Consider the following 24,235-nt stretch of genomic DNA (forward strand, 5'->3'; position numbering starts at 1 on the left):
AATGAAAAAAACATTAATAGCCATGTTCTTAACAGTAGCGCTTTTTAGCATTATTGTTCCAGTTCCACCTACTACAATCGGAACGCTCAATCATGGGGTAAACGGTTAATGGCTTTTTCAAAGACCATCTTTCTAAGGTGGTCTTTTCTTTTCCCTGCGGATTTGTCCAGATCGGAGGGAGCAGCGCGCGCTAGGCGCTTGGGCTTCAGCTCGTGGGCGTTCCTGGTACGTGCCTGGCTGCTGTTTCTTCCGGAGGCGAACAAAAGGACGGCCGTGGCCGTCCTGGGTGTGTGAGCTGCACCGGTGAGCGCTATGCTGCGCGGATCTCGTCCGGATCGGAGAGAGCAGCCGCGTGCCGGTCGCTCGGGTCAGCTCGTGGGCGCTCCTGGTACGTGCCTGGCTGCTGTTTCTTCCGGAGTCGAACAAAAGGACGGCCATGGCCGTCCTGGGTGTGTGAGCTGCGCCGGTGAGCGCTATGCTGCGCGGATCTCGTCCGGATCGGATGGAGCGGCGCGTGCTGGGCGCTTGGGCTTCAGCTCGTGGGCGTTCCTGGTACGTGTCTGGCTGCTGTTTCTTCCGGAGCCGAACAAAAGGACGGCTGTGGCCGTCCTGGGTGTGTGAGCTGCGCCAGTGGGCGCTATGTATCGAATAGAGAAATAGCATATTTAGGATACAAAAACCACTATTTTGTATCCTGATTTGTTTGTTTTTTAGCTCTTATTCTCATGGATTTACCGTTTATTTTGTCTGCTCTTACAGCCAATCCAGACAAATAGTCATCTGTGATTCTCTCAGGAAAGACCCCGGTACGATCCCTTAGAATATTTTCTAGTACCCATGCCTTTCGCGTCCAATATTCATAGTCCTTACCTGTTAACTCGGCATGTTCCTGAAAATCACCCTTGGCCTTATTAAGAACCCTCAGATAGTTATAAAAATCTGTCCGTTTCTGACGAACCAAACGAAGCATAACAATTAAATCATTGGTTGATCTTTGCATGAGCTGCATGGTGTTCTCGTCCGCATCTGAAATGGTAACATTGTTTAGCAGGAAAGGGATCTGCTTGCGCTGACCATTCTCCTGTGCATCTTCAGTTGTAATAGACATTTCACAAAAACCACAGTAATAAGAATCTATTTCACTCTTCAGATCACCACCGCAATAAGGACATGTACATATCACCATTCTTCATCCATCCTCTCTTTCCATGACTTTAATCCTGCTGTTTACTACAGCGATGTATGATAAAATAGGAAGGGTGAGCGACCCGGCAAAAGTTTCTCACCCTAAGTCGATTGCTTATGCAGTCGGCTTTTCCTTTTTTATTAACTCATTATACTGATTCAGTACTGAATCAAGCTCCTGGGACTTTATCAACGTTCGCGGATCATTTATACCGTAATTCTCAGCCAGCTCATTAAGTAAACGCCGTTCCACCTCAATGCGACATTTCAAGTCCATCAGTTCATCAGCTCCCATTATTTTATTCCAAATAATTGATCTGCTACCACCGTAAACAATTCATCGACAGCTTTACCATCTCGAATTAGTCTTTCTTCCAAGCCTGGTATCACCGGCACAGCCATTTCCAACATGAAATATTTCAATTCCTGTTCAGGGGTTAGGTCTTCCTCAAAAGAAAATTTCTTTTGAGGAAACAAAACAACGTTACCACTTGGCACTGAGCTGCTTTTATAAACACTCTCCACGCTTCTGATTCTCCTTCCGTTATCGGATAAAAACACTATTCGGCTTGTACGTGTCACCGTGATTTTCAATTTTGGTTAACTGCTTTCGTACATTTTCCGGAACAAGCAGCCATTTAAGCATTTGCTGTAACCCTCTCGAACCTTCACCACTATAGAACCAGGAGAAGCCGGTAAATTGAAATTGCTCACTCGCTGTACGGATTGTAAGTCTGTACCACCTTCTTTGTGTGAACGTGCCGCGAACGCTGATTATTTCGCCAGGCTGAAGCCTACCGGACTCTATGAGACGTTTGGCAGTCTGTAGCGCCTTTTGCGTTGTAGGCTTTCTATAGTACCGATATTTCATTTTTTATTCAGTCTCCTTTATTGCGCCGGGAGAAACCCGGCGCATTAGATTTAATTAGCTTCTTGCTGGCCGCGAATTTCAATAGAAGGAATATCCATTTCAAAAGTTGCGACATGTTCAGTAATGACTGCATCAATTAGTTCCTGAATCTTGTTGGTTATAAGATGACACTCAGTAACTTGCACCGTCCAAATGCAATAATAGATGGGCTTTCTTTCATCCACCATCTTCAGCATACCTGCCCATTCATGAGTTCGGGCAGGGGTGAGGTTATCAACCATTCCCCGGTACTCGTCCATTGTCAGAAAGTGTATTTTAACCGGTTGTCCATTTAAGACAAACACCGCTTTTTTATAAATGCCATGGCATACAGTCAAAGCTGCTAATATTTTTGATTTATGAGTTTTCATATTCTTCCTCCTGCTCTTTGATGGATGGATGTGGGCAGCAGCCTGGCGGCCGCTGCCGGTCTTCCTATTTCCGGTCATTGTATTTTTGCGTTGACCAATTGAGCAGGAAAGTAATCGACTGAAGAAAAATACTGAACAAAATGAGTATCAAAAGTAACATTTCCATTGGGGTTGTCCTCCCTTTAACATGATAAAATTTTGTGTTATGATGGGAGGGTAAGGGTTGAGAAAGCATCCCCCTTACCCAACCTGTTAGCACGGGTTAATTATTTAGGCTTTTTCTTGGGCTTCGACCGCTGCGAACGGTCGGAGCCTTTTACTTTTTGTTGAGCCGTATTCCATTCAATGAACGCCTTGACGACTCCTAAAAGTTGAACAATGACTTGCATAAAAGCCGCGATAACGGCCAACATGACAATCGTCTCATTCTGCATCTTCATCACCTCCTTTCAGCAATTTCTATTTTTTTTTTTAACCTTCAATCCACTTCCAAGGAGCCGGGAATCTTTAGGTTTTAGGTTTGATGCACAGTTTCGGGTCTCGCTGTCTTGCCGTTTTCGTATGCTTTTGTCAAAGAGCGTTTTAATCCCATGTCCATTTCGCCGTCATAGCGTTTAAACCATATATGTTCCTGGGGAACAAGGCTGCCCGTAGGGATGGAAAAAAATTTGAGTGTCGTTCTCAAAATTTTTTCCACCTTGTTCACCAGGGTTATATATGGTTTGCTATTAGGACGGAGAAAGGGCATGGGATTAGCTCAAAGACAAAAGCAGGAGAAAAGGGCAGTCAGAACACTAAACGGTGCGAATCAAACTGCCTTTGACCTTTGCCCCGTGTGGGGTGTTAAGCGAAGGCCAGGAACGTAGGCGGCTTTAGCTGGGGTGTTTTCCCCCGGCTTAGGCCGCCTAGTTATCGGGCTGAGTAACCCCGCAGCGGTGCGTACCAGGTCTTAGGCGGTGTATTTTACCGCCTTAGAGCTGGTAGCATAAGCCCTTGATGAATTAAAATCCTTACTTGGCTCAAGCCAAGCCTATGCTGAAGCATATACAGAAAAAGGGCAGCCCCTTGTAGGCCGCCCTTTTTAATATTCGGAAATTACTTCGTGCCGGCAAGTTGGCCAACAAATTAATGTTCGTGTTTAACCTGATAAATTCCATGCTGCAGAAACTTTGCTTGGATCCAAATTGCATCTATTTCCGAATGTTAGCCTTCATCCACACCCAGGATCAAAGAGAAGGGTACTCGTTCCCAATCATCTAAGTCGATTGAAATTTTAGCCTGCCTTGTCTGTTGATCCATTTGAGTGACTATCCCCGTTAGCGTTCGATCCTCAAACTCCCCAAATATCCGGATTGTTACCTCACGACCAAGTTTTAATGACATTGCAAGTTTCTGACCAATGTCCTCTTTTTCCTGTTCGTCCAAAACAGGCAATTTTTTACGCCGATTTTCTTTCTCTTGTCGCAACATAGACTCACGATGTTCGGGAAGAATAAAACGACTGTGCCACATACTAGGTTCATCCTGAAGCAAAAAACCACCCCCAAAACAAGAACGTATATTCTCATTATGAGGGCGATTTTTGTTTTATGCAATTGATGAATCGAAACTTTTGCAAGGTGAGAGGACCCGGCAAAGTATCCCACCCATCGGAAAGGGGAGGATGACCCCTTCTATCCATTATACAACACGTCCTTTAGGACGTCGATCTTTAGATCGTTATGGAATATTAGATACTTCGGTAATATCTATAAAAAAAGAGAACAGGGAGTTTACCGACCTTGAGATTAAAAGAAGCACGGGAATTAGCGAATTATACTCAGGAATCACTTGTACAAGAAATTCAAATTCAAATGGAATGCTCTTTACGGCATTATCAGAATATAGAATACGGCAAGAAAATACCTACAATGCCCCTTGGACTATTAATCTGTAGGATCTGCGGTGTTGATCCAAACGATATAGACGAGTGGAAGATCACCAGGACAATCGGTAACTCATGAAATTGATGTGCCTGGATGTTCCTAAACGCTCCTACTGTGGTATAATAAAAGTATAACAGGTGTAAAATAAACAAAAGCCACGATGCGCTAACATCGTGACTTGTCTAACAAAGGCCGGTGGGCGACCACGGCGAATTTCAATCAAACGAATGAAAAACCACCGGATTGCAAGGCTACCAACCTATTCCCGGTGGTTTTTCTTGTTCCGCGCTGCTTTCCACGCACTGCATAAGGCTATTAACCCCACTGCAATACTAACTAGCTTATCGCTAATTTCAAGAAAATGCTGCACGACTTCAAGAAGTGACACGGCGTCACCCCCTTTCGGGTAAGCTTCGCCGTGCCGATAATCCCACCGGTTACTTTGTCTTCTCTATTATACCATAATCAGCCTATTTAACGCTCTAATTCTGGCCCTGATTTTGATTTTGGTAACTCATTTAGATTCGATTTGTCTTGTCCTTTTGGCTTCTCGTCTCGATCCGTGGAAGCCGCTGCCACTTCTCTAGCTGCATCCATACCAGGAATCGTTAGCTGCGTTTTTGTAGCTTCCTGTATACGTTCCCTATTCAATTGGTGGTCAACCTCACGAATAATATTATTAGCGGTTTTCTGGATCTCGCCCAGGGCTTGTTTAGCCAATTGAATATCCTTTGCCCAGGTTGCAATATAACCGGCGCTGTAGGCTTCGGTATCCATTCCATAATACTTTGTGACCATAAAGGCCGTGGCTTCAGCCTGGGCTTCCTTGTGTTCTCGTGGCAAGTCCTTCAAAGGACTGTCCATTCGGTGGAGCTGCGAATGTGCATACTCATGGATTAATGTTTTGAATTTCATTGTCGAATTTTCAATAGCCGGATTGATCCGGATGGCATGATCCTCACGATCATAATACCCACGCACATTAGGCTTGTCCTTAAAATCCTCGGCATTCTCTCGTACATCCATTTTCTTTGCAAGATGATCGGAAAACTGACGATACATCTGTGCAGCTCCTGCACTGTCTCTTATATCATCACGGACAAACTGCCGTACATTGACTATTTCTTTACCTTGCGTTTGGCTTACGTCAAATACGTTTACCGCCTTGAAGCCTGTAAGCATTTCCTTCTTCTCGGTAATTTCTTTTCCCTTTGCATCGAGCTGAGGACGTTGTGTAACTGGATCTATTTTAGTCATTTCGACTTTCTTAAATGTAGGAGCGAAAATTTTAACGGCCGTTTCACCTTTCTGCACCTGTCGCCCCATGTCCTTCCACGCATTGTATCCCTGTACCATTGTAGCTTCAGGTTTTTGGGCGTAAATCATAACCACATTATTCAAACTGTATTTTGGAAATTTAGAAGCTACTTCTAAGTAGCGTTGAAATTCAGACTTATTAAATATTCTTTCTATGGCCTGGTCAACTTGTTTCTGCACCTGAGCCATCTTCGCTTCATAGTCGCCAGATTTAGGAAACGGCATCCTTATTCACCCTCCCTCACATATAGAGGTTCGTACAATTTAACCCCGTTTTCTACAATCTCCAGGTAGGCGATTTCTTCATAGTTAACAAGATCCCCGTTTGGAACTTCCTCATATGACAGATATCCTTCAGGCTTTGTCACGTAGATAGGTTTCTCGCTCCCCACGATCTCATAAAATTGGTACATGGTGTTTCCCCTCTCTGTCATGAGAAAATGTTATGAGAAAATAAATTCGATCTTTCCATCTTTCAAGGAAAGAGCTGCTTCAAATTTATTTTTACTTTTGCTTGTAAATCCCTTGATCGTGCCCGTTTTCCCTTTCTCACATAGCGCCTTAATTTGAGTAGGGGTTAACTTTTTGCCTAGTAGCTCTTTGAAAAATGTTATCTTGCAACCCTCTTTATAGGCCGTACAACCGTAAAACTTCCCTTTGTCCGTTATATAGCCGTTCCCACAAGGACATTTGCAAATTTGATCGGCTTCTTCGGTGGCTGCAATCTGCGCCTGGACGTTCAAATTTCCCATGTCAGCAGAAGCTTGTTCCAATAATTTATGACATAATTTTTTCGTGTTCTCAATAAAGACGCTGCTTTTCTTGTTACCTCGGCCGATCTCCTTCAGGAATATTTCCCATTGAGCCGTCATTTCAGGTTTGGAAAGAACGGTACCTTTCACAGCTTCACATAAAACCTCGCCCTTCGGTGTTACATAGACCTGGTTTTTCTTCACTAGTATAAATTCACGTTGCATGAGTGTTTCGATAATACTTGATCTTGTCGCTTCAGTGCCTAATCCTTCACTCTCATTCAAGGCATCCCGCATTTCCTTATCCTCAACGTGACGACCGGCATTAGTCATGAGCGTGATAAGCTGTCCCTGTGTGTACGGCTTAGGCGGCTGCGTCATCCCGTCCTTGACTCCCACGATCCCAGTGGTTGGATCAGCCTGTTTAACGCGCGGTAGGGCTTTATCCTCGTCCTCTTCATCATCTATTCCTTCCGGATCGTTGCGATACAGCAGCTTCCAGCCGATAGACTTTTCAGTCTTTCCCTTTGTAATAAAATCCACTTCACCGATGGCTGTTGTAATGACTGTTTCCTCGTAAGTGTAGTCGGGCAAAAACATGCCTAACGCACTCTTTATAATTTCATCATAGGTAGCCTTTTCCATTTCCGTAAAGTCTGCGGTCGTTGATGGTATTTTTTCGGTCGGAATAATGGCGTAGTGGTCGCTCACTTTATCCGGATTCACATATCGCTTGGATGGCTCCAAACTATGCGCCTGGAACGACACACCTATGAGCTGCTGATAGTTACTTAGGTTTTGCTTCAAGTATGCAAACTCTTCTATTGTTATGTGCTGTGAATCGGATCGCGGATAGGAGACAAAACCTTTTTCATAGAGTGACTGCACAGTAGTTAATACGTCCGTTGGGCTATATTTCTTCTTTTTATTCATGGCAGCCTGTAAACCGGACAGATTATACAAGGTAGGCGGCTGCGTCCGCTTTTCATTCACTTCAACTAGTTTGACTACCCCATTATAAGTAGCCTTTCCATGCTCAATATAGGGTTTTACCGCTTCATACAGTTGTTCTTTAGATTGATAACGATCGCGTAGCTTACCAGTGTATTTCCCTGTAAAAACGGCGAACTCAGCCACAAGCTCATAAAATGGTTCGGATTTGAAATTTTTAATTTCACACTGACGATTGTAAATGAGAGTAAGCACCGGCGTTTGTACTCGGCCAACACTAAATACTTCCTTGAACCCCTTACGCTGCAGATGCAGCGTGTACAATCGACTAGCATTCAGCCCGATTAGCCAGTCAGAGATTTGCCGAGCTTGGGCTTCATAAAAGAGGTTAATGGTCGTTGATCCGTCCCGTACTTCAGCAAAACCTTTCCGTATCGCATTTTCGGTTAGAGAGGAAGTCCATAGCCGTTTTATTGGCTTGTTGGAACAACCGGCCATCATAATAAGCAGCCGGGCAATATTTTCACCCTCTCGCGCCGGGTCAGTCGCTATAATAATTTGATCGGCTTCTTTCAATAAATCCTTTACAATTTTGAACTGTACTGCCTTATCCTTTGAAACCTTATATTCAAAACTCTCCGGAATAATAGGGAGACTGTCCAAGCTCCATCTCTTCCAGGCTTCGTTGTATTCATCTGGATTTTTAAGTTCTACGAGATGCCCAATAGCCCATGTGACCTTAGCACCGCTCGTAAACTCCTTGCATGGGTTAATGAGAAGAAAGCCTTTCCCCTTGGTATGTGGGAAAGGCGCAGCCAATTTTCTAGCCTGGTCAGGTTTTTCAGCTAGTACGGTTATCATTGTGCATTCCTCCATTTATCACATTGGTAAGTCGTCTGAATCGTCCAGATCCTTTTTCTCTTCATCCTCAACCGTTTCTTCCTGATCAGCAGCCGCTTCATCTGTAAGCTCCTTAATCACTTCCATTAAAGCTTCAGCGTCAGGATCGTCGTCACCAATGCCGTTTAACGCTTCCTCTAGCTCTCTAAAGGCCGCCTGTACATCTTCATCGGTAAATCCATCATCTGTTGCTTCAGTAGCAATAGGAGCTTCTTCAAGTGGTTCTAATGGTGTTTGATCGATTGGGTCAAGATTACCTAACAACATGCTTAGTTCTTCTGTTGATATACCTTCTCCGTCCTCAAATTCATCTTCTTCCGCAAACGGTACGTCTTCTTCTTCAGGAATCTTTTCCATTTCCTCTTCTAAGGCCAGCATTTCGGCTTCTAAGGCTTCATCATAATCCGCATCTTCTAATTCCCGTTCTTCTGGATCGATGGCTGTATGAGCTTCTGGAAGCTTCTCAACATGGTTTACTGAGCTAATACCGAAGAACTTCAAAAAGTTATTTCTGGAAGAACGTTCGTAGTTAGGTTTACGGTCTTTTCCAAATAGGAATTCGCCATACACTTTATACTGATAAGACTTTTCTAGTTTTAAAGGAAAATAGCCGTTTACGAAAAGATAGCACACAGCAGGGTTTACATTAAGTAGCTCACCTTGTGTAATCAAAGGTCGCTTTACAAACTGTTCGGAAATGCTCTTAGAAGCGTTTTTCTCTCCAATAGAGGTACTTTTCTGTTTATGCTTAATCGTGGTTTCCCCGGCAACATCACTGAAGTATTTGGCGGTCTTGGTATCCTTGGTTCGCAAAAACAGTGTTGTATCATGATTGTTGATGATGGATCGCGCCATATCCGGGCCATACATACGTTTGTCTTCCAATTGCCCGATATCTTGAATAACCGTGTGCATCGACATCCCCAGTCCTCGACAAGTTGCCAGGATGTTCGGATATCCATTGATTTTCCCGATATTCGCAAATTCATCCAGTAAGTAAATAGAGTCAATTGGCAGCCGTGAATGATTCTCGTCCGCGATATCATAGAAGGTGTCAATTAGTTGTTCAAAGAAAGTGGCCGTGAGCTGCTTAAATGGATTACTCTTCATCCGTACTTTAATGTAAAGTACCGTTTTTTCTTCCTGAAGATCCCGGAAGTTAAAAGAACTCTTTGCCGTAAATTTCGCAATCTTCCGCATCGCGAAGATCCCAATTTGTTGAGCCAATGTGGACATAATTCCCGTTCTTGTGTTCCCGGCGCTCATATTAGCCAGAGTAAACATGTCATATGCTGGATGGTCAACAGACATTTCTTCCAGCAAGTTATCCAGGAATTCTTCATCCTTTCCTGCCTTGGCTGTAAATTGTACTACATGAGTCATTGTTGCAGTATGACGGTATTCCGTTTTGATATAGAGAATAATAGCTGCAAAGTAGGCTATGGCCGATTCGCTCCAAAAATCCCTTTTCCCATCATCTACCGCATTGGATGCAATAGTATTCGCGACAGCTCGCGCATCTTCATCATCGTCAACATAATCCAGTGGATTATAGCCAACCTCTTCCGAAAAATTAACAAAGTCAATTTGATAAACTTTGTAACCTTGATCTCGTTTGAGTTGGTGAGTCGCTTCATAAATCTATAGTGATAGGTAAGAGTTTGAAGTAATCTCCGTCTTTTCCCCCACTTCACACCGTACGTGCGCGTTTCCGCGCATACGGCGTTCCATCGTTTCCAATTGACTGAAAGTTAACTTGTTATTGGTTCATTATCTAAGGCGGCTCGTAAATAGTTAAGCTTAATCAACTGCGATTTTTCGAGAGAGAAATATAGTAGGTATTTGTTTATCTTGTCTTCATTTGTAATGTGTAACAGTCTGTGAATGAAGCTATCAATAATGACAAGGTTCGAATATTTGTCTGTCCCACCTTGGTGGATGGGAGTTATATGGTGACAATGTACTCGATCAATACCAATGGGTTCTTTTGTAATGAAGCATCTTCCATACTGGGCAATGTATTTGGATATCCGATTATCGTTGTACTCAATACTCCTGTTTTTGGAGTAGGTCATCATCACTTGATGGAGCACATCTTTCGGTATCGCCTGTAGATTCGTATGAATCTTAGCTCTGCCGAAGGCAGTATAGTCACAGGTGTCTTGACTAAAGTTCCAGGGATTTTTATGGTGAACACCTGAAACAGGGAGCATCGGCGTCTGTTGTACGCTATAGATTTTGGAATCCGGATGGATACCTCTTGTTCTCTTCTTGAAATTTTCACTAGTTGATTTAAAACTCATTATTATACTTTTATTTCTGAGTCTAGCCTTTATGGTCTTAAGAAGAGTGTAATTCACTTCTGTTAAGTCCATATATACGGTTGTAGCTACTCTGTAGTAATTCTGAATCCCAACAAGGGTTGTGTTGAATCTAAGGACATTGTCTGCTACGGGTTCAGCCTGTACATCTTTGACTTTCGCCTTTAGGATTCTTTTGGTTTTCGCAATAGCTTTGTCACTCATAGAAGTCTTGGCTGAGAAGCCATGTTTACTTTTATTTTGCCGAGTGATTTTCACCTTAAATCCAAGAAAGTCAGAGGAATTCTTTTTGAGATTAACCACGCTGGACTTCTCCTCATTGACCTCTAATCCCAGTCGGGATTTAAGAAAGTCGACCGTCGCAAAATAGAAGCGTTTAGCCTCTTGGTATGTACGGCACATGATCTTGAAGTCATCCGCATAACGGACAATGTATCCTGATTTTAAATCCGTATAATCTCTAGCATACTGAGCGAATCCATTCCTGCTCCTTCTCGTTGGCTGGTAAGTTTCCCATTGGTCACTAATCCACCAATCCAGTTCATTAAGAACGATGTTCGAGAGAAGAGGTGATATGATACCTCCCTGCGGAGTTCCTTTGGTGGGTATTCCTATCCCCTGGATTTCGGATTTTAGTATCTTGGATATTATGCAGATTAGGGATTTATCTCTTATTCCTAAAGTCCACATTTGTTTAATCAGTTTTCCATGATCCACGTTATCGAAGAAGCCCTTAATATCAATGTCGACACAATAGTGAGCACGACCAATGTTGATGAGACTTACCATTCTGCTGAGCGCATGATGCGTGCTTCTATTTGGGCGAAACCCATAACTATGAGAATGGAATTTTGCTTCACAAATGGGCTCAAGGACTTGTCTGATCGCCTGTTGTACTAGACGATCCCAGATTGTTGGAATGCCTAGCGGCCGTTTCTTGTCAGATCCTTCTTTAGGAATGAAAACCCTTTTAACAGGTTTGGGCCGGTAGTTGTTCAATCGTTTTCTGACCTCATGAACAATTTCAAAGTCGTTAAGGTGCCAGATGTCTTTGATTGTTAGACCGTCGGTACCTGCCGTTTTGCTTCCCTTGTTGGTTTTGATGTTTCGATAAGCTAACCGTATATTTTGCTCTGAACCAATGATATTTGTTAACTTGTAGAAATTGTTACCATTGAGACTGTCGGAATATAACCCGTCATACACTTTCTGCATGTCGTAATATTCGTTGTATCTCAGCTTGGGTTTCTTCAACATGGGCTGTAACCTCCTGTCCTGTCTGGAGAATTACTTCTCTTAGTCTTACATGAAACCATGTGAACCAAGTCAGTAACTGTCAATCTTCAATCGACTAGTGGCTATCCCTCCACGTTCGTTACACGCTTCATCGGTACTGTGCCACCACTTTCACTGCCATAAATCCGAGTTATACCATTGAGTAGTATCCTCAAAGCTTTCCTCGGAACCGTATCATCGGAATGCAAGTCCTCTACGTTGGCAGTTTCCCACGTTCCGTTATTCCTATCTATGCATATACCGTTAGGTTTCCCCTATGAGCCTGCTACCTTGACATTGCCTGTAACAATGTATGGATTTTCATAAAGGAGAGTTTTACTAATCCACAGTAGCGACACATATTTGTGTCCGAGAGCCTTTCGACTCCCTCCCGATATAGACCCGTACAATCAGAGATTCGTCTGCACTTTACCCTCAATCACTTTGGGCTTATCATGCATCCTAACCATAGGTATTTTGTAGACTTCCGGCTTATAGGTCGCGTCTCTCACCTCTGAGGACTTTCGGACACCGTTAGGTGTCTACGGCGACTCTCAGCCGACTTCACCGAGCTTCTTACGAATTGGTTCTTGCTAACGTCTTCGCAAGTCGGAGGATTAAAGGAAGCCCTTCAAGGCGTTACCCTATCTTTTGACTTCTCGGAATAACAGTTCACTGTGAACTGTATAAGTTCGACAGCGCCTAAGCTTTTCACTTAGGAACGTGTCGCGCCCCCTTTAGGGTCGGTTACGATAATAGTTTCTTCAACATGATTCATCATATTTGGAAAAACATAAGCCTGGCCTTTACCTGATCCAGATGATCCGATAATTAAAACATTTCGATTATCAATATTTGTTCCTTTGGGCATGATGATTAGTTCTTTTCGACTTGGAATTTTCCCCAAGATGATACCCGGTTCCATCTTGAATGCGCTCATTGGATCTTTGTTGTAAGCATTACGTTTAGAAAATGTCTTCCCATTAACTACATCAGATGGCTGACCCCATTTTGATGTTCCGTGTAATCCGAAATCACTGGCATCCACAAGTTTCGGTAACAAAATAGATGACCTCATGGAATACAACATGCCCCCTAAGATAACAAACGGCATCAAGGAAAATATGACTTTCAAATTTTCCTGGGCGTAAGCAAAAGAAACAACCTTTACAGGCTCTAGCAATAATTGAGTTAAATCGCCACCTGGGCCAATTACATAAAAACCAACCATGAGCAGATATGAGAACAAAATACTCATCAGGAAACTAGCAAAAATAGGTTTCCACGCCTTGTTTTTAAATTCCATAATACCTCCTTAATGATCCAACTCTTGACCTCTGTATCTTCTTCGTTGCTTCTTCTCAGTAGGATCTTTTTCATGTTTTTTGTTTTCATTCGCACGTTGCGCTTGCTCCAATGCCTGGAACAATCCAGATGCAACACTTTGTGAATATTGACGTTCGACTTGTTGATCAGGTGTAAATGAATTATCCATAGGTTTGTCATTAATTTCTTTTGTGATTTGTTGATGAATAACATTAAGATCCTGGTCAACTCGTCCGGAACTCATTCCGTTGTCTTGCCGATCCTGAAGGCGTAGTAAGACTTCAGCATTTGTAATGTGATCGAGTGAATCAGAATAATGTTTTTGTAAATTCACTCGAAGTAATTGAACGTTTCCAGCTAAATCTTTTTCATGTCGGTCTTTTTGTAATGTGAACTGTTCAATCTTTTTGTTCGCTTCATAAACAAGATCAAAGTTTTGTTCTTTTAAAGAACTTAACCGTTCTTTCATTTGTTTCTGTATCGCTCTGTCTAAGATGAAAACACTCTTCGAAATATTTCTAGTTTGTTCAGCTAAAGAAGGAGTGTTTTTTTCATGCTCTTTATATTTGGAAACAGCATAAGAAGATACTTCATCTTCGCGTAGAACTTGGTTCGTCTCTTTAAAATACTGAACTGCATGATACATTTCATCGACAGAATAATTATTGGTGGATTGATACAAAACTGAAAATTCTTTTCGAGTAAAATCACTTTGAATATCTAAAGCTTGATCAGCTTTGTCTAAAAGCATTTTCAACTTAGATAGGTCTTCCATATTTTTTTGTTCTAGCGTTTTGATATGTGAAACCTTCTCCTTCATTTGATCCATAAATTTTGAAGGAGTGAAGCCATATTTCAATACTTGCTTCGGATCATCTTGATATGCTTTGTATGCTTTATTTAGTAAGTTCTTTTCAGAAGTAATTTTAACTTTTTCGCTTTCAATTTTCTTATTCCAGTTTCCATTTTCGATTTCATCTTTAACTTGTTTTGCAATGATATAATCCACATAACTTTTCGATCTTTGCGCCACCATAGATAGAGCTGTTTTCTCTCCATCATTCAGCTTTCGACTAGATCGAATAACATCAAGTTGTTCAGAAAGGGATTTTTCATTTTTATATTCAGAAAGAGAAACAACTTGTTGCTTTTTCAATTCTTTTAGCTTATTTAATTCGGAATTAATTTGTTTAATTTCTTCGTTAATTTTTCCATAGTAAGTAACTGGTTCATAAGGAACATTGTTTCTGAGCGCTTGCTCTTTCACTCTAGTTTCATACTGGAAAGCTGTACGTTCCAGTCTGATTCCAGGTACACGATCCAGTCCTTGATTTTTGTAACTTTCGTGACTAACTCGATCTTCGATACCACGATCTTTTAACTTTTCATTAATTAGATCCGCATAATTCTTCCTCCATTGAACGAGCGTTTCTTTTTCATTCCAGTTAGTCAAATGTACACTTACTTTCTTCATCACCCCGTTAACTTCTTTATCAACTTTCTGACGTTTGTTCCCCCAGGAACCATCTTCATTAAACGGACGCATGGTGAGCATGACATGAGCATGGGGATTGTTCTCTTTGTCTCTGTGAATTGCAATATCTGCAACCATTCCTTCATCTGAAAAGTTCTCTTTGCAAAATTGAAGAAGCAATTCCTTTTGATCATCGTTGTTTAGATCGTTAGGAAGAGCAAGACGAATTTCTCTCGCTATTTGTGCATTCTTCTGCTTTTCAATTTTTTCGACTTCATTCCATAAACGTTCACGATTATTGACCCATTTAGGCGCATTCTTCGGAGCCAGGATGAAGCACTCAGGTGGAACAGTTCTTTCACCGTAATTTTTTGTCAAACCATCGCGTTCAGAATATAAAGGTTCTCCGCTGCGATAAGCTGCGGCCGCGACAGCGGAATGATTCATACGGTTAAATATCTGTGAGCTGAAGTAAAAGTACCCCATACCATGCCCACCTCCTTCCAAGCCCCTGCGGGTTATTTGCTGCAAGCAAACTCCCTTTCCAACGGAAAGGTCATTCACGGGAAGTGAATGAAATCGAGCGAAGGTGAGACCCATTCCCTGCGAAACAGGGGTATAAATGGGCACTCTCACTTCGTTTTGTGATTTACTATACCATACATTTCCACATTTTAGTAGACTTTTCTCCTAAATTACGGTAAAATTATTGCACAAAACACCGTATTTACCTAAAGGAGGAAAACAGGAATGGCTAAAAAAAGTAAACTCGGACAAGTGCAGAAATTAGAGGAACAGATTAAAGAGTTACGAGAGAAGCAGAAGAAAATAATCGAGCAAGCTCAAAAAGACATTGGGGAATATTTGATGGATTCATGGGAAGTTGAGGACATAGAGCAAGCTAAGAAACTTATTGATAAGTTTCAGCAGGAAGTTAAAAATATGAATGATGCAGTTAGCCGTCAAGTTCCGAGCACAAACAGTAACCAGAATAATTTTAGTACAACCGGTTCTAATTCAGTAAATTGATATGGATACAAGAAAAACTCCGATCTCTGATATTGATATAAAGATTGAACAGCTCGAAGAGAGAAAAAACAGAATAGTTAAACTAGCATCAGATAAAGAAAGAAAGCAGCGCGCTAACCGTTTAATACAGACGGGTGCATTAGCTGAGAAGTATTTTGGAATTGAGCATTTGTCTATTGAGAAAAGAGAAGAATTATTTAACATATTTGCTGCTTTTATATCGAAGAACACACCCGAAAAATACCGGAGGAAGAATAAATAATTTTTCATTTCTTTATGACTGGGAGGTTTAAATAATGGACGCAAGAGATCACTTGAATAATCAAGTTATTGAGATCATTGAAGAACTTGCGAATAAACAAAAAAGCAGATTAATGAGAAGACAACAACTACATGGAAATCAAAATAATCAATCTGTCGATAATAAAGTCGTTCCGATCCGTCCAGACTTGAACGATAGAATCAATAAAGTTAGTAAAACTAACGATACACCACAAAAGGAAGAAATACAGTCTTTAAAAAGCTTGTTGGCTGCGCGTCATAATTTGGAATCACTTAAAGAAAGACTGAATAAAGATTCTAATAAAAATAAAACAGAGCTTGAAAAATTGAGTAAAGTTGAGGTCAAGCTTAACAGCAGCATTGTAAAAGCACAAAGAAAAGAAATCACACTGGCTATTGATAATTTAAAAAGAGAACCTCGAAGATTTGTTTTAAAATTAGCTGATATAAAGAGTAAAATTGAGTTACTTAAAACTAAACTTGAAAACAATCCACGTCTATACAAAATGCACTACGAAAAAATTGAAAAACTCGAAATAATAATCGACAGGAAAATTAACAATACTCAAACAAGAACATTACGATCTGCAATAAATAACATACAAAAAAATCCTGAAAAGTACCGACAAGAAATTGATCGTTATGACGAAATGGAAAAGACTTTAAACAAAGGTTTGAGCCAAAATAATCAAAATAATATGCAAAAAGACAAGGAAAATGAAAAGAACCAAAAGCAAGAAAGGACAAGAGATGACTTGGAGTTGTCACGTTAAGATAAAAACTTTTCTCAACACTAAATCATCCCAAATGTTTTCAAATTGAAAGCATTTTGGATTCGTTTTGAAAAAAATGTTTGATCAGCAGCCAAACTCGCCATATTATGAGCGCAAATTGAATTGCTAATACATTCAGTTGGAGTTACAATGAACCTACGAATGATATTTGAATGCCTTGTGAATTGAATTTGAATTTAAAATTATATCTTAGGAGTGATTCTGTTGAAATTGAGAGTGACAACGGATTTTGGTAACTCAAAAACAAAAATTCGGATCAATGGTGAACGTATCGAACAACCTTCCGTCATCAAAAGACTTCATAATCCTGAACCTGCATCAGAAACAAATATTGAAAAAAATATCGCGAATTTGCTGGAGGAACTCAGCGTAAATATAGCTAGTCCTTCCTTGAAAAGATCCGGATTCTTTTCTGTTGGTCAACACGCAAATCTGGATGCTTTAAAGTCAGAAAACATGAATATTAAGCTCGGAAAAAAATCTAAACATGACATCCCTATCGTTATGAACTTGTCTTTAACAGCTGCACAAGTAGTAAAAAACTATTACAAGAAAAATAAGAAGCTCCCTGAGAAAATTGATGTTCAGGGGACTTTGGCTGGTGCAATCCCTGCTTCTGAGTACACTTCAGAAATAGCAAAAGAATTTGAAGAACGCTTCATCGGAAAAGAAGGGTCTCCAATCGTTCATGTCGTCATTGTATATGTTGGATCTCAGTCTGTAACAGTCACCATTAGATATACGAATGCCAAGATTACACAAGAAGGTATTCCTGCGTTATACGCTTTGATCGAAACGAATGAAACGATTCTGAGAAAATTCCGCGAATTGTATAAAAACGACCCGAAACGCAATAGCATGACTCAAAGAGATTTTCTCTCTCTGAAAGGATTAGGAATTGATATTGGTTCTGGAACGACTGAGTACATTCATAGCCGCGGCGTAAATCCAGTTTTACAAAACTGCCATGGTGAAAAACGCGGCGTGGGACATGCAGCAGAAGAAGCAACGAAATTACTGGAATCGGAGCTTAATGGTCATTTGAAAATAAATCGCCAACGCTTTGATGAAATCATGCAAGATAATCAAAATAATTATCATGAATTGGCTCAAAAATTTATGTCTGAAGCTCAATATGGCGAATCAAACAGAATTTTGGAAGATGTACAAGAAAGGTATAGCGTAATAGGTGGTGATATTGATTTTATGATGGTTTTCGGAGGGGGAAGTATCACTTTCGAGGAAGACCTTTATCCAAGTTTGACCGAATTTTCAGAGGATGTGAAATGTATGATCCTCTGGATTCCGGAAGAGTTTGCAATTGATATGAACTTGGATGGTCTTGAAATTTTGCATACCAAAGTGTTTTTTCCAGGAGTTGCATAACGAATGAGCGATAAAAACAGAAGAGAACTCGTTTCATGGCGCATTGGAAAATTACCCGACACTGACCAATTAAACGATTGGGTAAATGCTCAATCTAATGTTCAAAACTCAATCACTAATTTAGTGAGACATATGATTGAACAGTTCGGTTATCGTGATGTTACGGCATACGATATTCAAAAGACTCTTTTCCAAAAACCAGTAGCTGACGAATTGCGTTCAATTTTATCTGGACTAAAAAATGTTCCTATATCAATTCCAACAGGTGAAGCTCCTTTGTCCAAAAATGAACCAGAAGACGTTGCAGAAAATCCGGCAGAAAATGAAATCAATAAACCTGAAACGCACAAAAATGCTAACGATGATATTTACGGAATGATAGATAGAACAAGTCTTTAAAAAAGAAGATGGTTTGGAAAACCAAGCCATCTTCTTTTTTATGTTCGTGATCTATCTCGTCCGGATCTAACAGCGCGCCAGCCGCTATGAATCAAATCGTATGGGTATTGGTTGGTGCGTGGCTGCTCTATACTTCCAGAGACGAAGGGAAAAACGGCCTTTCGATTATCTCGGTGTATGAGCTGCGCAGTGGCTCTAGATCAATGATTAAGTATCTTACTTGCTCTGTATCCGTATGAACTAACGGTTGATAATAACAGTAAACGGTCATTTTGCATTCAGTAAACGTAAGTGTTTACGTTTACGTTTACGTATGTGTGTTTTAGATATTGTAAACGCTTTGTTCTTTTAAATGCTTACTGACCTGCAAATCATGGTGTAAGTCGTAAAAAAGCAATTTCATCCTGGAACATCATTAAGCAACTTCCTGCGAGCAATAGATATACCGCTATAGTTAAGCACATCTAAACATTTCTGTTATGGTGTGAGTTGCCTGTAGCATAGCCCGCACTCTAAATCAAAATCATATCTGGCTTCACGCATTCACTTGAGTGGTTTAGTAATAAGCCCGTTTTCAATTCATCAGATAACGTGATCCGTTCTAGTTAATCAGATGAGTTCTTCACATACATCATTTTACAATATCACAAACGTATACTTATACGTATACGTTTACAAAAATTCTATCCTAAATGGTCTTATTCTCATTATTCCTTGTTTTCGTAGCTTTATACGTAAGTGACTGTATTCTTGTAAAAAAAAAGAATAGACACTAGATCTAATCTACATAACCGTAGAACCAAAAGGATGTAGGGAAAACAGACATACTTATTTTTAAGTACGTCTGTTTTTTAACGATACGAGTCATTTTATAGTCTTCATAACCAATACGTGGCATGCCTAAAAACAGTCTACATTTACGTAAACGTAGACGTAGACATTAATATTTGCATTAACTTGGCTCACTTAAAGTATCATCTCAGAGCCTCATTGATTATTATACCTCTAGTAGTTAGTACATATAAACATTTCTGTTGTGGTGTGAGTTACCTGCAACATAGTCTGCAACCTAAATCAAATCAGATCTGGCTTCACTCATTCACTGGAGTGGTTTAGTAATAAGCCCGTTTTACGTGATCTGTTCTAGTTAATCAGATGAGTTCTTCACATGCATCTTTTTACATCATCACAAACGTATACGTATACGTTTGTGAAAATTTATAAAGTTCTAATCCTAAATGGTCTTATTCTCATTATTCCTTGTTTTCGTACCTTTATACGTAAGTGATTGTATTCTTGTAAAAAAAGAATAGACACTAGATCTAATCTAATGAACAGGAGAATCAAAAAGAATGCAGGGAAGCAGACGTACATATTTTTTAAGTACGTCTGTCTTTTAACGATACGAATCATTGTATAATCCTCATAACCCATACGTGGCATGCTTAAAAACGTAAACGTATACGTATATGTTTACATTTTCTTTAACTTGGTTCACTAAAGTATCGTCTCAGCACTTCATTGATTATTACACCTCTAGTAGTTAGTTAAGCACATCTAAACATTCCTGTTGTGGTGTGAGTTACTTGCAACGTAGTCCGCACTCTAAATCAAATCAGATCTGGCCTCACTCATTCACTGGAGTGGTTTTAGTAATAAGCCCGTTTTCAATCATCAGAAAACGTGATCCGTTCTAGTTAATCAGATGAGTTCTTCACATGCATCTTTTTACATTCTCACAAACGTATACGTATACGTTTGTGAGAATGTAAAAAATTCTATCCCTAAATGGTCTTATTCCCATTATTCCTTGTTTTCGTACCTTTATACGTAAGTGATTGTATTCTTGTAAAAAAAGAATAGACACTAGATCTAATCTATTGAACAGGAGAATCAAAAAGAATGCAGGGAAGCAGACGTACATATTTTTTAAGTACGTCTGTCTTTTAACGATACGAATCATTTTGTAATCCTTTGTAACCCATACGTGGCACTCTTAAAAAAAAGTTTACATACACGTAAACGTAGACGTAAATGTTTATATTTACATTTGCTTTTACTTGGTTCACCAAAGTACCCTCTCCGCACTTCATTGATTATTACATCTCTAGTAGTGAGTACATCTAAATATTTCTGTTGTGGTGTGAGTTACGTGCAACACACTCCGCACCCTAATCACAAGATCTGACTTCTCGCATTCACTTAAGTAGTTTAGTAATAAGTCCGTTTTCAATTCATTAGAAAACGTATACGTATCTGAAAATTCACAAAATTCTGTCCTTAAATGCTCTTATTCTCATTATTCCTTGTTTTCGTACCTTTATACGTAAGTGACTGTATTCTTGTAAAAAAAGAATAGACACTAGATCTATCTACTGAACAGGATATGTAGTATGCTTAAAAAATTTTACACATACGTAAACGTAGACGTATATGTTTACATTTTCTTTAACTTGGTTCACTAAAGTATCATCTCAGCGCTGGAGAAGACGGATAAGAAGTAGCTCAGTATGAATATGATGCATGGGGGAATGTTTTAAGCCTGAGCGGTACGCTTGCAGAAGAGAACCCATATCAGTATGCTAGTTATAAATATGATACTGAGACAGGATTATATTATTTATGAAGTCGATATTATAATCCTCAGCATGGAAATTTTATAACACTTGATCTTGAACAGGATTCGGACTTAGATAATCCATTGAACAGAAATGGATATAGTTACTCGTTAAATAATCCAGTTTCGTTAGTAGATGATGATGAGAATTTTCCTTTCATCCCGATTATTATCATAGTGATTGTTAGATTCGTAGCAAACTTACACTAAAACCAATACTAAACGGGTACTGTTTATACTGGGCGAACAAGTGGAAAAGGTACGCCTTTAGAAAACATCGCTAAAAGGGATGCTAACCACCACATGAATAAATATGGATATGGTCGAGCAACCATTTATAGGTCATCAAGTAACAAAAATGCAATACGTGGCAGCGGTGCTAAATCTCAAAATGGTACTTCAGGGAATGCGATCAATGGCATTTCTCCGAATAATAAGAAGTACAGTAAGTATATTAAAGCCGCAACGAAGGAGTTTGGAAAGCCGTGAAAAATACGAAACGTAAGCGAATAAAATTGGGAGATATCTACGCTATCCCTTTGCCCAACGGTAAGTTTGCCTTTGGAAGAAGGCTTAAAGATGCCAGCATTGCAATCTATAATCATATAAGTGACTCTATAGAAGGGATACCTCAAGAAGAGGAATACCAATTTATCGTGGGTGTATATGATGATGTACTGAAATCAGGCGATTGGCCGGTCATTGAGAATCGTCCGTTCCCACATGAAGAGGAGGCATGGACCCCACCTGCCTGTATCATTGATAAGATATCAGGGGAATATTTGATTTATCATATGGGAGAGATTAGAGCTTCTAATCGCGAAGAATGTGAAGGACTAGAGATTGCGGCTGTTTGGGAAGCTCATCATATTGTTGATAGAATAATGGGAGATGATAAGTGGCACCGAGACCCGAATACATAGTGTAAGAATATATCGCCTGTAGATCCAGAGATCACTCTGATGCAATATAACTAAGGATCGTTTCATGACAAGGGCGATCCTTAGCTTTATTTAGTATTGAATCTTTGAATTGATATATGAATTATGTTTGATAGGGATCTTTTGGGTGAATTGTGTCACTATCCGAGGTTAGTGTCGAGGGACAAGAACATTGTGTCATTTCGGATTAGACTGTTATCTAATATCATCATGTCAAAACTTATTCCTTGTTTTCCTACCTTTATACGTAAGTGACTGTATTCTTGTAAAAAAAATAGATAAAACACTAGATCATTCTACTAAACTGGAGAATCAAAAAGAATGCAGGGAAAACAAACACGTGGCATGCTCAAAAAAAAGTCTACATTTACGTTTACGTAAATGTAGACTTTTTTATATGCTTTAACTTGATTCACTAAAGTATCGTCTCAGCACTTCATTGATTATTACACCTCTAGTAGTTAGTTAAGCACATCTAAACATTTCTGTTATGGTATGAGTTACCTGTACCATAGCCCACACTCTAAATCAAAATCAGATCTGGCTTCACGCATTCACTTGAGTGGTTTAGTAATAAGCCCGTTTTCAATTCGTCAGAAAATGTGATCCGTTCTAGTTAATAATCAGCTGAGTCTTCACATGCATCCTTTTACAACATCACAAACGTATACGTATACATATACGTATACTAAAAATTTACATAATTCTATCCTTAAATGCTTTTATTCTCATTATTCCTTGTTTTCGCACCTTTATACGTAAGTGACTGTATTCTTGTAAAAAAAGAATAGACAAGACACTAGATCTAATCTACTGAACTAGAGAATCAAAAAGAATGCAGGGAAAACATATAAAAAAGTCTACATTTACGTTTACGTAAATGTAGACTTTTTTATATGCTTTAACTTGGTTCACTAAAGTATCGTCTCAGCGCTTCATTGATAATTCTTGTTTTTTCCCCTCTACCGTATTCTGAGCTCTGACTATCCAGCTTGTCTTTTAGCTCATTCTCAATCCATACCGTATCTCTTCTGTGCAGTTCCTCAAACTTCTTTTTTCTAGGTAAAGCTTTCGGTTTAGTTCCATGAGAGTTATCAATAAGTTCAGAATGAACACTCTTACTACTTGACGCGCTTCTAATTTTGTTTTTCAAATCATCCATCTTAGACACGCTGGATCAGCTCCTTAACGAACTCTCTATATTGTTTTAAACCTTGATTTAATTCAGGGTTACCTTCAAAACCGTTAATAGATAACCGCCCAACTGCAGCTGTACGAGTCATGATAGTTCCGAAGCATAATTCTCCATACTCTTCCTCTATGAGCTCAATCAACGCCTTATTGTCTGTTCTTCTTACATCTATAAGAGAACGTAAGATCCCGGCAACCTTCATGTCCTTATTAACTAACTCTTGTACATGGATAGCCGTCTCTAAAAAACGACTAATAGCAGAGTAGCAAAATTTGCTTGCTTCAAACATAGCAACAACTGCATCTGATGCAGCTAAAGCATTAATAGTCTGATCTCCTAGAGCAGGAGGGGTATCAATTATAATATAATCATAATTGTTCCGAACGGTATCCAATGTTTCCTTCAACACAAGTGAACGGTTACCTCGATAAGTTTCATACAGCCAAGATGGAAATCGAGCAAGATGATCTTCTGCTGTAAGCATATCCAGCCGCTCAGCTACGTTATGTATATAATTGCGAGCATTTTTTTCTTTTAATGCCTCAAAAACAGTTTTCTCATGGAAATTATAGATATCTTGTTGTGTTAACAATTCTGTTAAATTCCCTTGAGAGTCCAGGTCCACAGCAAGTACTCTTTTGTTATATTCCTGGCTAAGAATATAAGCTACAATGCCAGAAGTAGTGGTTTTACTTGACCCGCCTTTCTGTATTCCAAAAGAAATAACTTTAGCCATAAAATCCCCTCCCATTCATTAAGAAAAGCATATCATACAATTACGTATACGTAAACATAAACGTAATTGTGCCAATTACGCCCCTTTCAAACTAAAAAATACATCTTATGTACTTGCTCCGTCAATAAGGTACAAAATTTAAAAAAATCAAA

At 39.8% G+C, this 24,235-nt stretch carries 25 protein-coding genes; 8 read left to right on the forward strand and 17 right to left on the reverse strand.

The genetic code is table 11. From position 1 onward, the window contains the following. Positions 1-682: 682 nt before the first annotated feature. The 8 genes from WFI24_RS30800 to WFI24_RS30835 all read right to left on the reverse strand — a co-directional run bounded on the left by WFI24_RS30800 (position 683) and on the right by WFI24_RS30835 (position 3,978). Positions 683-1,186, reverse strand: a complete 504-nt coding sequence (locus WFI24_RS30800) for a hypothetical protein (protein WP_336765651.1) — start codon at positions 1,184-1,186, stop codon at positions 683-685. Between the two features lie 114 nt (positions 1,187-1,300). After that, positions 1,301-1,480, reverse strand: a complete 180-nt coding sequence (locus WFI24_RS30805) for an aspartyl-phosphate phosphatase Spo0E family protein (protein ID WP_336765652.1) — start codon at positions 1,478-1,480, stop codon at positions 1,301-1,303. Then, positions 1,480-1,710 (reverse strand): hypothetical protein, encoded by a 231-nt coding sequence (locus WFI24_RS30810; protein WP_336765653.1) that lies wholly within the window; start codon positions 1,708-1,710, stop codon positions 1,480-1,482. Before WFI24_RS30810 ends, WFI24_RS30805 begins: the two co-directional genes overlap by 1 nt. Positions 1,711-1,729: 19 nt before the next feature. Then, complete coding sequence (locus tag WFI24_RS30815; protein ID WP_063568278.1) at positions 1,730-2,056, reverse strand: hypothetical protein; 327 nt, start codon at positions 2,054-2,056, stop codon at positions 1,730-1,732. Positions 2,057-2,106: 50 nt separating this feature from the next. Beyond that, positions 2,107-2,466, reverse strand: coding sequence for a hypothetical protein (locus WFI24_RS30820; protein WP_336765654.1), 360 nt, complete (start codon positions 2,464-2,466; stop codon positions 2,107-2,109). 266 nt (positions 2,467-2,732) lie between these two features. Further along, positions 2,733-2,900 (reverse strand): hypothetical protein, encoded by a 168-nt coding sequence (locus WFI24_RS30825; RefSeq protein ID WP_336765655.1) that lies wholly within the window; start codon positions 2,898-2,900, stop codon positions 2,733-2,735. Between the two features lie 80 nt (positions 2,901-2,980). Continuing rightward, the gene (locus WFI24_RS30830) at positions 2,981-3,151 is read right to left on the reverse strand and encodes a hypothetical protein (RefSeq protein ID WP_006211837.1); all 171 of its coding nucleotides are present in this window, start codon (positions 3,149-3,151) and stop codon (positions 2,981-2,983) included. A 518-nt stretch (positions 3,152-3,669) separates the two neighbouring features. Further along, positions 3,670-3,978 carry a YolD-like family protein gene (locus WFI24_RS30835; RefSeq protein ID WP_006211838.1) on the reverse strand — a complete coding sequence of 103 codons (309 nt, stop codon included), beginning with the start codon at positions 3,976-3,978 and terminating at the stop codon, positions 3,670-3,672. Between the two features lie 269 nt (positions 3,979-4,247). Between WFI24_RS30835 and WFI24_RS30840 the strand changes: the two genes are divergently transcribed. Then, the gene (locus tag WFI24_RS30840) at positions 4,248-4,469 is read left to right on the forward strand and encodes a helix-turn-helix transcriptional regulator (RefSeq protein WP_006211839.1); all 222 of its coding nucleotides are present in this window, start codon (positions 4,248-4,250) and stop codon (positions 4,467-4,469) included. A 396-nt stretch (positions 4,470-4,865) separates the two neighbouring features. Here WFI24_RS30840 and WFI24_RS30845 read toward each other — a convergent pair whose 3' ends face one another. From WFI24_RS30845 to mobQ, 7 genes are all read right to left on the reverse strand, one after another. Then, positions 4,866-5,933, reverse strand: a complete 1,068-nt coding sequence (locus tag WFI24_RS30845; RefSeq protein WP_336765657.1) for an ArdC family protein — start codon at positions 5,931-5,933, stop codon at positions 4,866-4,868. Between the two features lie 2 nt (positions 5,934-5,935). Further along, the gene (locus WFI24_RS30850) at positions 5,936-6,121 is read right to left on the reverse strand and encodes a hypothetical protein (RefSeq protein ID WP_006211841.1); all 186 of its coding nucleotides are present in this window, start codon (positions 6,119-6,121) and stop codon (positions 5,936-5,938) included. A 30-nt stretch (positions 6,122-6,151) separates the two neighbouring features. Beyond that, entirely contained in the window at positions 6,152-8,272 is a 2,121-nt protein-coding gene (locus WFI24_RS30855; RefSeq protein WP_336765660.1) for a type IA DNA topoisomerase, read from the reverse strand. An 18-nt stretch (positions 8,273-8,290) separates the two neighbouring features. After that, complete coding sequence (locus WFI24_RS30860; RefSeq protein WP_336765719.1) at positions 8,291-9,952, reverse strand: VirD4-like conjugal transfer protein, CD1115 family; 1,662 nt, start codon at positions 9,950-9,952, stop codon at positions 8,291-8,293. Positions 9,953-10,062: 110 nt separating this feature from the next. Then, entirely contained in the window at positions 10,063-11,889 is a 1,827-nt protein-coding gene (gene ltrA, locus WFI24_RS30865; protein ID WP_336765662.1) for a group II intron reverse transcriptase/maturase, read from the reverse strand. A gap of 733 nt (positions 11,890-12,622) precedes the next feature. Continuing rightward, positions 12,623-13,213 carry a type IV secretory system conjugative DNA transfer family protein gene (locus WFI24_RS30870; protein WP_336765664.1) on the reverse strand — a complete coding sequence of 197 codons (591 nt, stop codon included), beginning with the start codon at positions 13,211-13,213 and terminating at the stop codon, positions 12,623-12,625. A gap of 9 nt (positions 13,214-13,222) precedes the next feature. Further along, on the reverse strand, positions 13,223-15,238 hold the full coding sequence (gene mobQ, locus WFI24_RS30875; protein WP_336765665.1) for a MobQ family relaxase: 2,016 nt from the start codon (positions 15,236-15,238) through the stop codon (positions 13,223-13,225). A 219-nt stretch (positions 15,239-15,457) separates the two neighbouring features. Between mobQ and WFI24_RS30880 the strand changes: the two genes are divergently transcribed. From WFI24_RS30880 to WFI24_RS30910, 7 genes are all read left to right on the forward strand, one after another. Continuing rightward, positions 15,458-15,736, forward strand: coding sequence for a hypothetical protein (locus WFI24_RS30880; RefSeq protein WP_336765666.1), 279 nt, complete (start codon positions 15,458-15,460; stop codon positions 15,734-15,736). Position 15,737: 1 nt separating this feature from the next. Beyond that, positions 15,738-15,998: a hypothetical protein gene (locus WFI24_RS30885; protein ID WP_336765668.1), complete on the forward strand. Its 261-nt coding sequence runs from the start codon at positions 15,738-15,740 to the stop codon at positions 15,996-15,998. Between the two features lie 34 nt (positions 15,999-16,032). After that, positions 16,033-16,791: a hypothetical protein gene (locus WFI24_RS30890; RefSeq protein ID WP_336765669.1), complete on the forward strand. Its 759-nt coding sequence runs from the start codon at positions 16,033-16,035 to the stop codon at positions 16,789-16,791. Positions 16,792-17,007: 216 nt separating this feature from the next. Beyond that, positions 17,008-18,198, forward strand: a complete 1,191-nt coding sequence (locus WFI24_RS30895; protein WP_336765671.1) for a ParM/StbA family protein — start codon at positions 17,008-17,010, stop codon at positions 18,196-18,198. A gap of 3 nt (positions 18,199-18,201) precedes the next feature. Beyond that, positions 18,202-18,597, forward strand: coding sequence for a hypothetical protein (locus WFI24_RS30900; RefSeq protein ID WP_336765672.1), 396 nt, complete (start codon positions 18,202-18,204; stop codon positions 18,595-18,597). A 2,920-nt stretch (positions 18,598-21,517) separates the two neighbouring features. Next, positions 21,518-21,703 (forward strand): hypothetical protein, encoded by a 186-nt coding sequence (locus WFI24_RS30905; protein ID WP_336765674.1) that lies wholly within the window; start codon positions 21,518-21,520, stop codon positions 21,701-21,703. Continuing rightward, positions 21,700-22,137: an Imm26 family immunity protein gene (locus WFI24_RS30910; RefSeq protein ID WP_336765675.1), complete on the forward strand. Its 438-nt coding sequence runs from the start codon at positions 21,700-21,702 to the stop codon at positions 22,135-22,137. The genes WFI24_RS30905 and WFI24_RS30910 overlap by 4 nt, the downstream gene beginning before the upstream one ends. A gap of 919 nt (positions 22,138-23,056) precedes the next feature. Here WFI24_RS30910 and WFI24_RS30915 read toward each other — a convergent pair. Then, positions 23,057-23,317 carry a hypothetical protein gene (locus WFI24_RS30915; RefSeq protein WP_336765720.1) on the reverse strand — a complete coding sequence of 87 codons (261 nt, stop codon included), beginning with the start codon at positions 23,315-23,317 and terminating at the stop codon, positions 23,057-23,059. A gap of 1 nt (position 23,318) precedes the next feature. Then, positions 23,319-24,083, reverse strand: a complete 765-nt coding sequence (locus tag WFI24_RS30920; protein WP_336765676.1) for a ParA family protein — start codon at positions 24,081-24,083, stop codon at positions 23,319-23,321. Positions 24,084-24,235 lie beyond the last annotated feature (152 nt).

The sequence above is a fragment of the Paenibacillus sp. USHLN196 genome (genome assembly GCF_037144955.1).
In the GTDB taxonomy this organism is placed as follows: domain Bacteria; phylum Bacillota; class Bacilli; order Paenibacillales; family Paenibacillaceae; genus Paenibacillus; species Paenibacillus xylanexedens_C.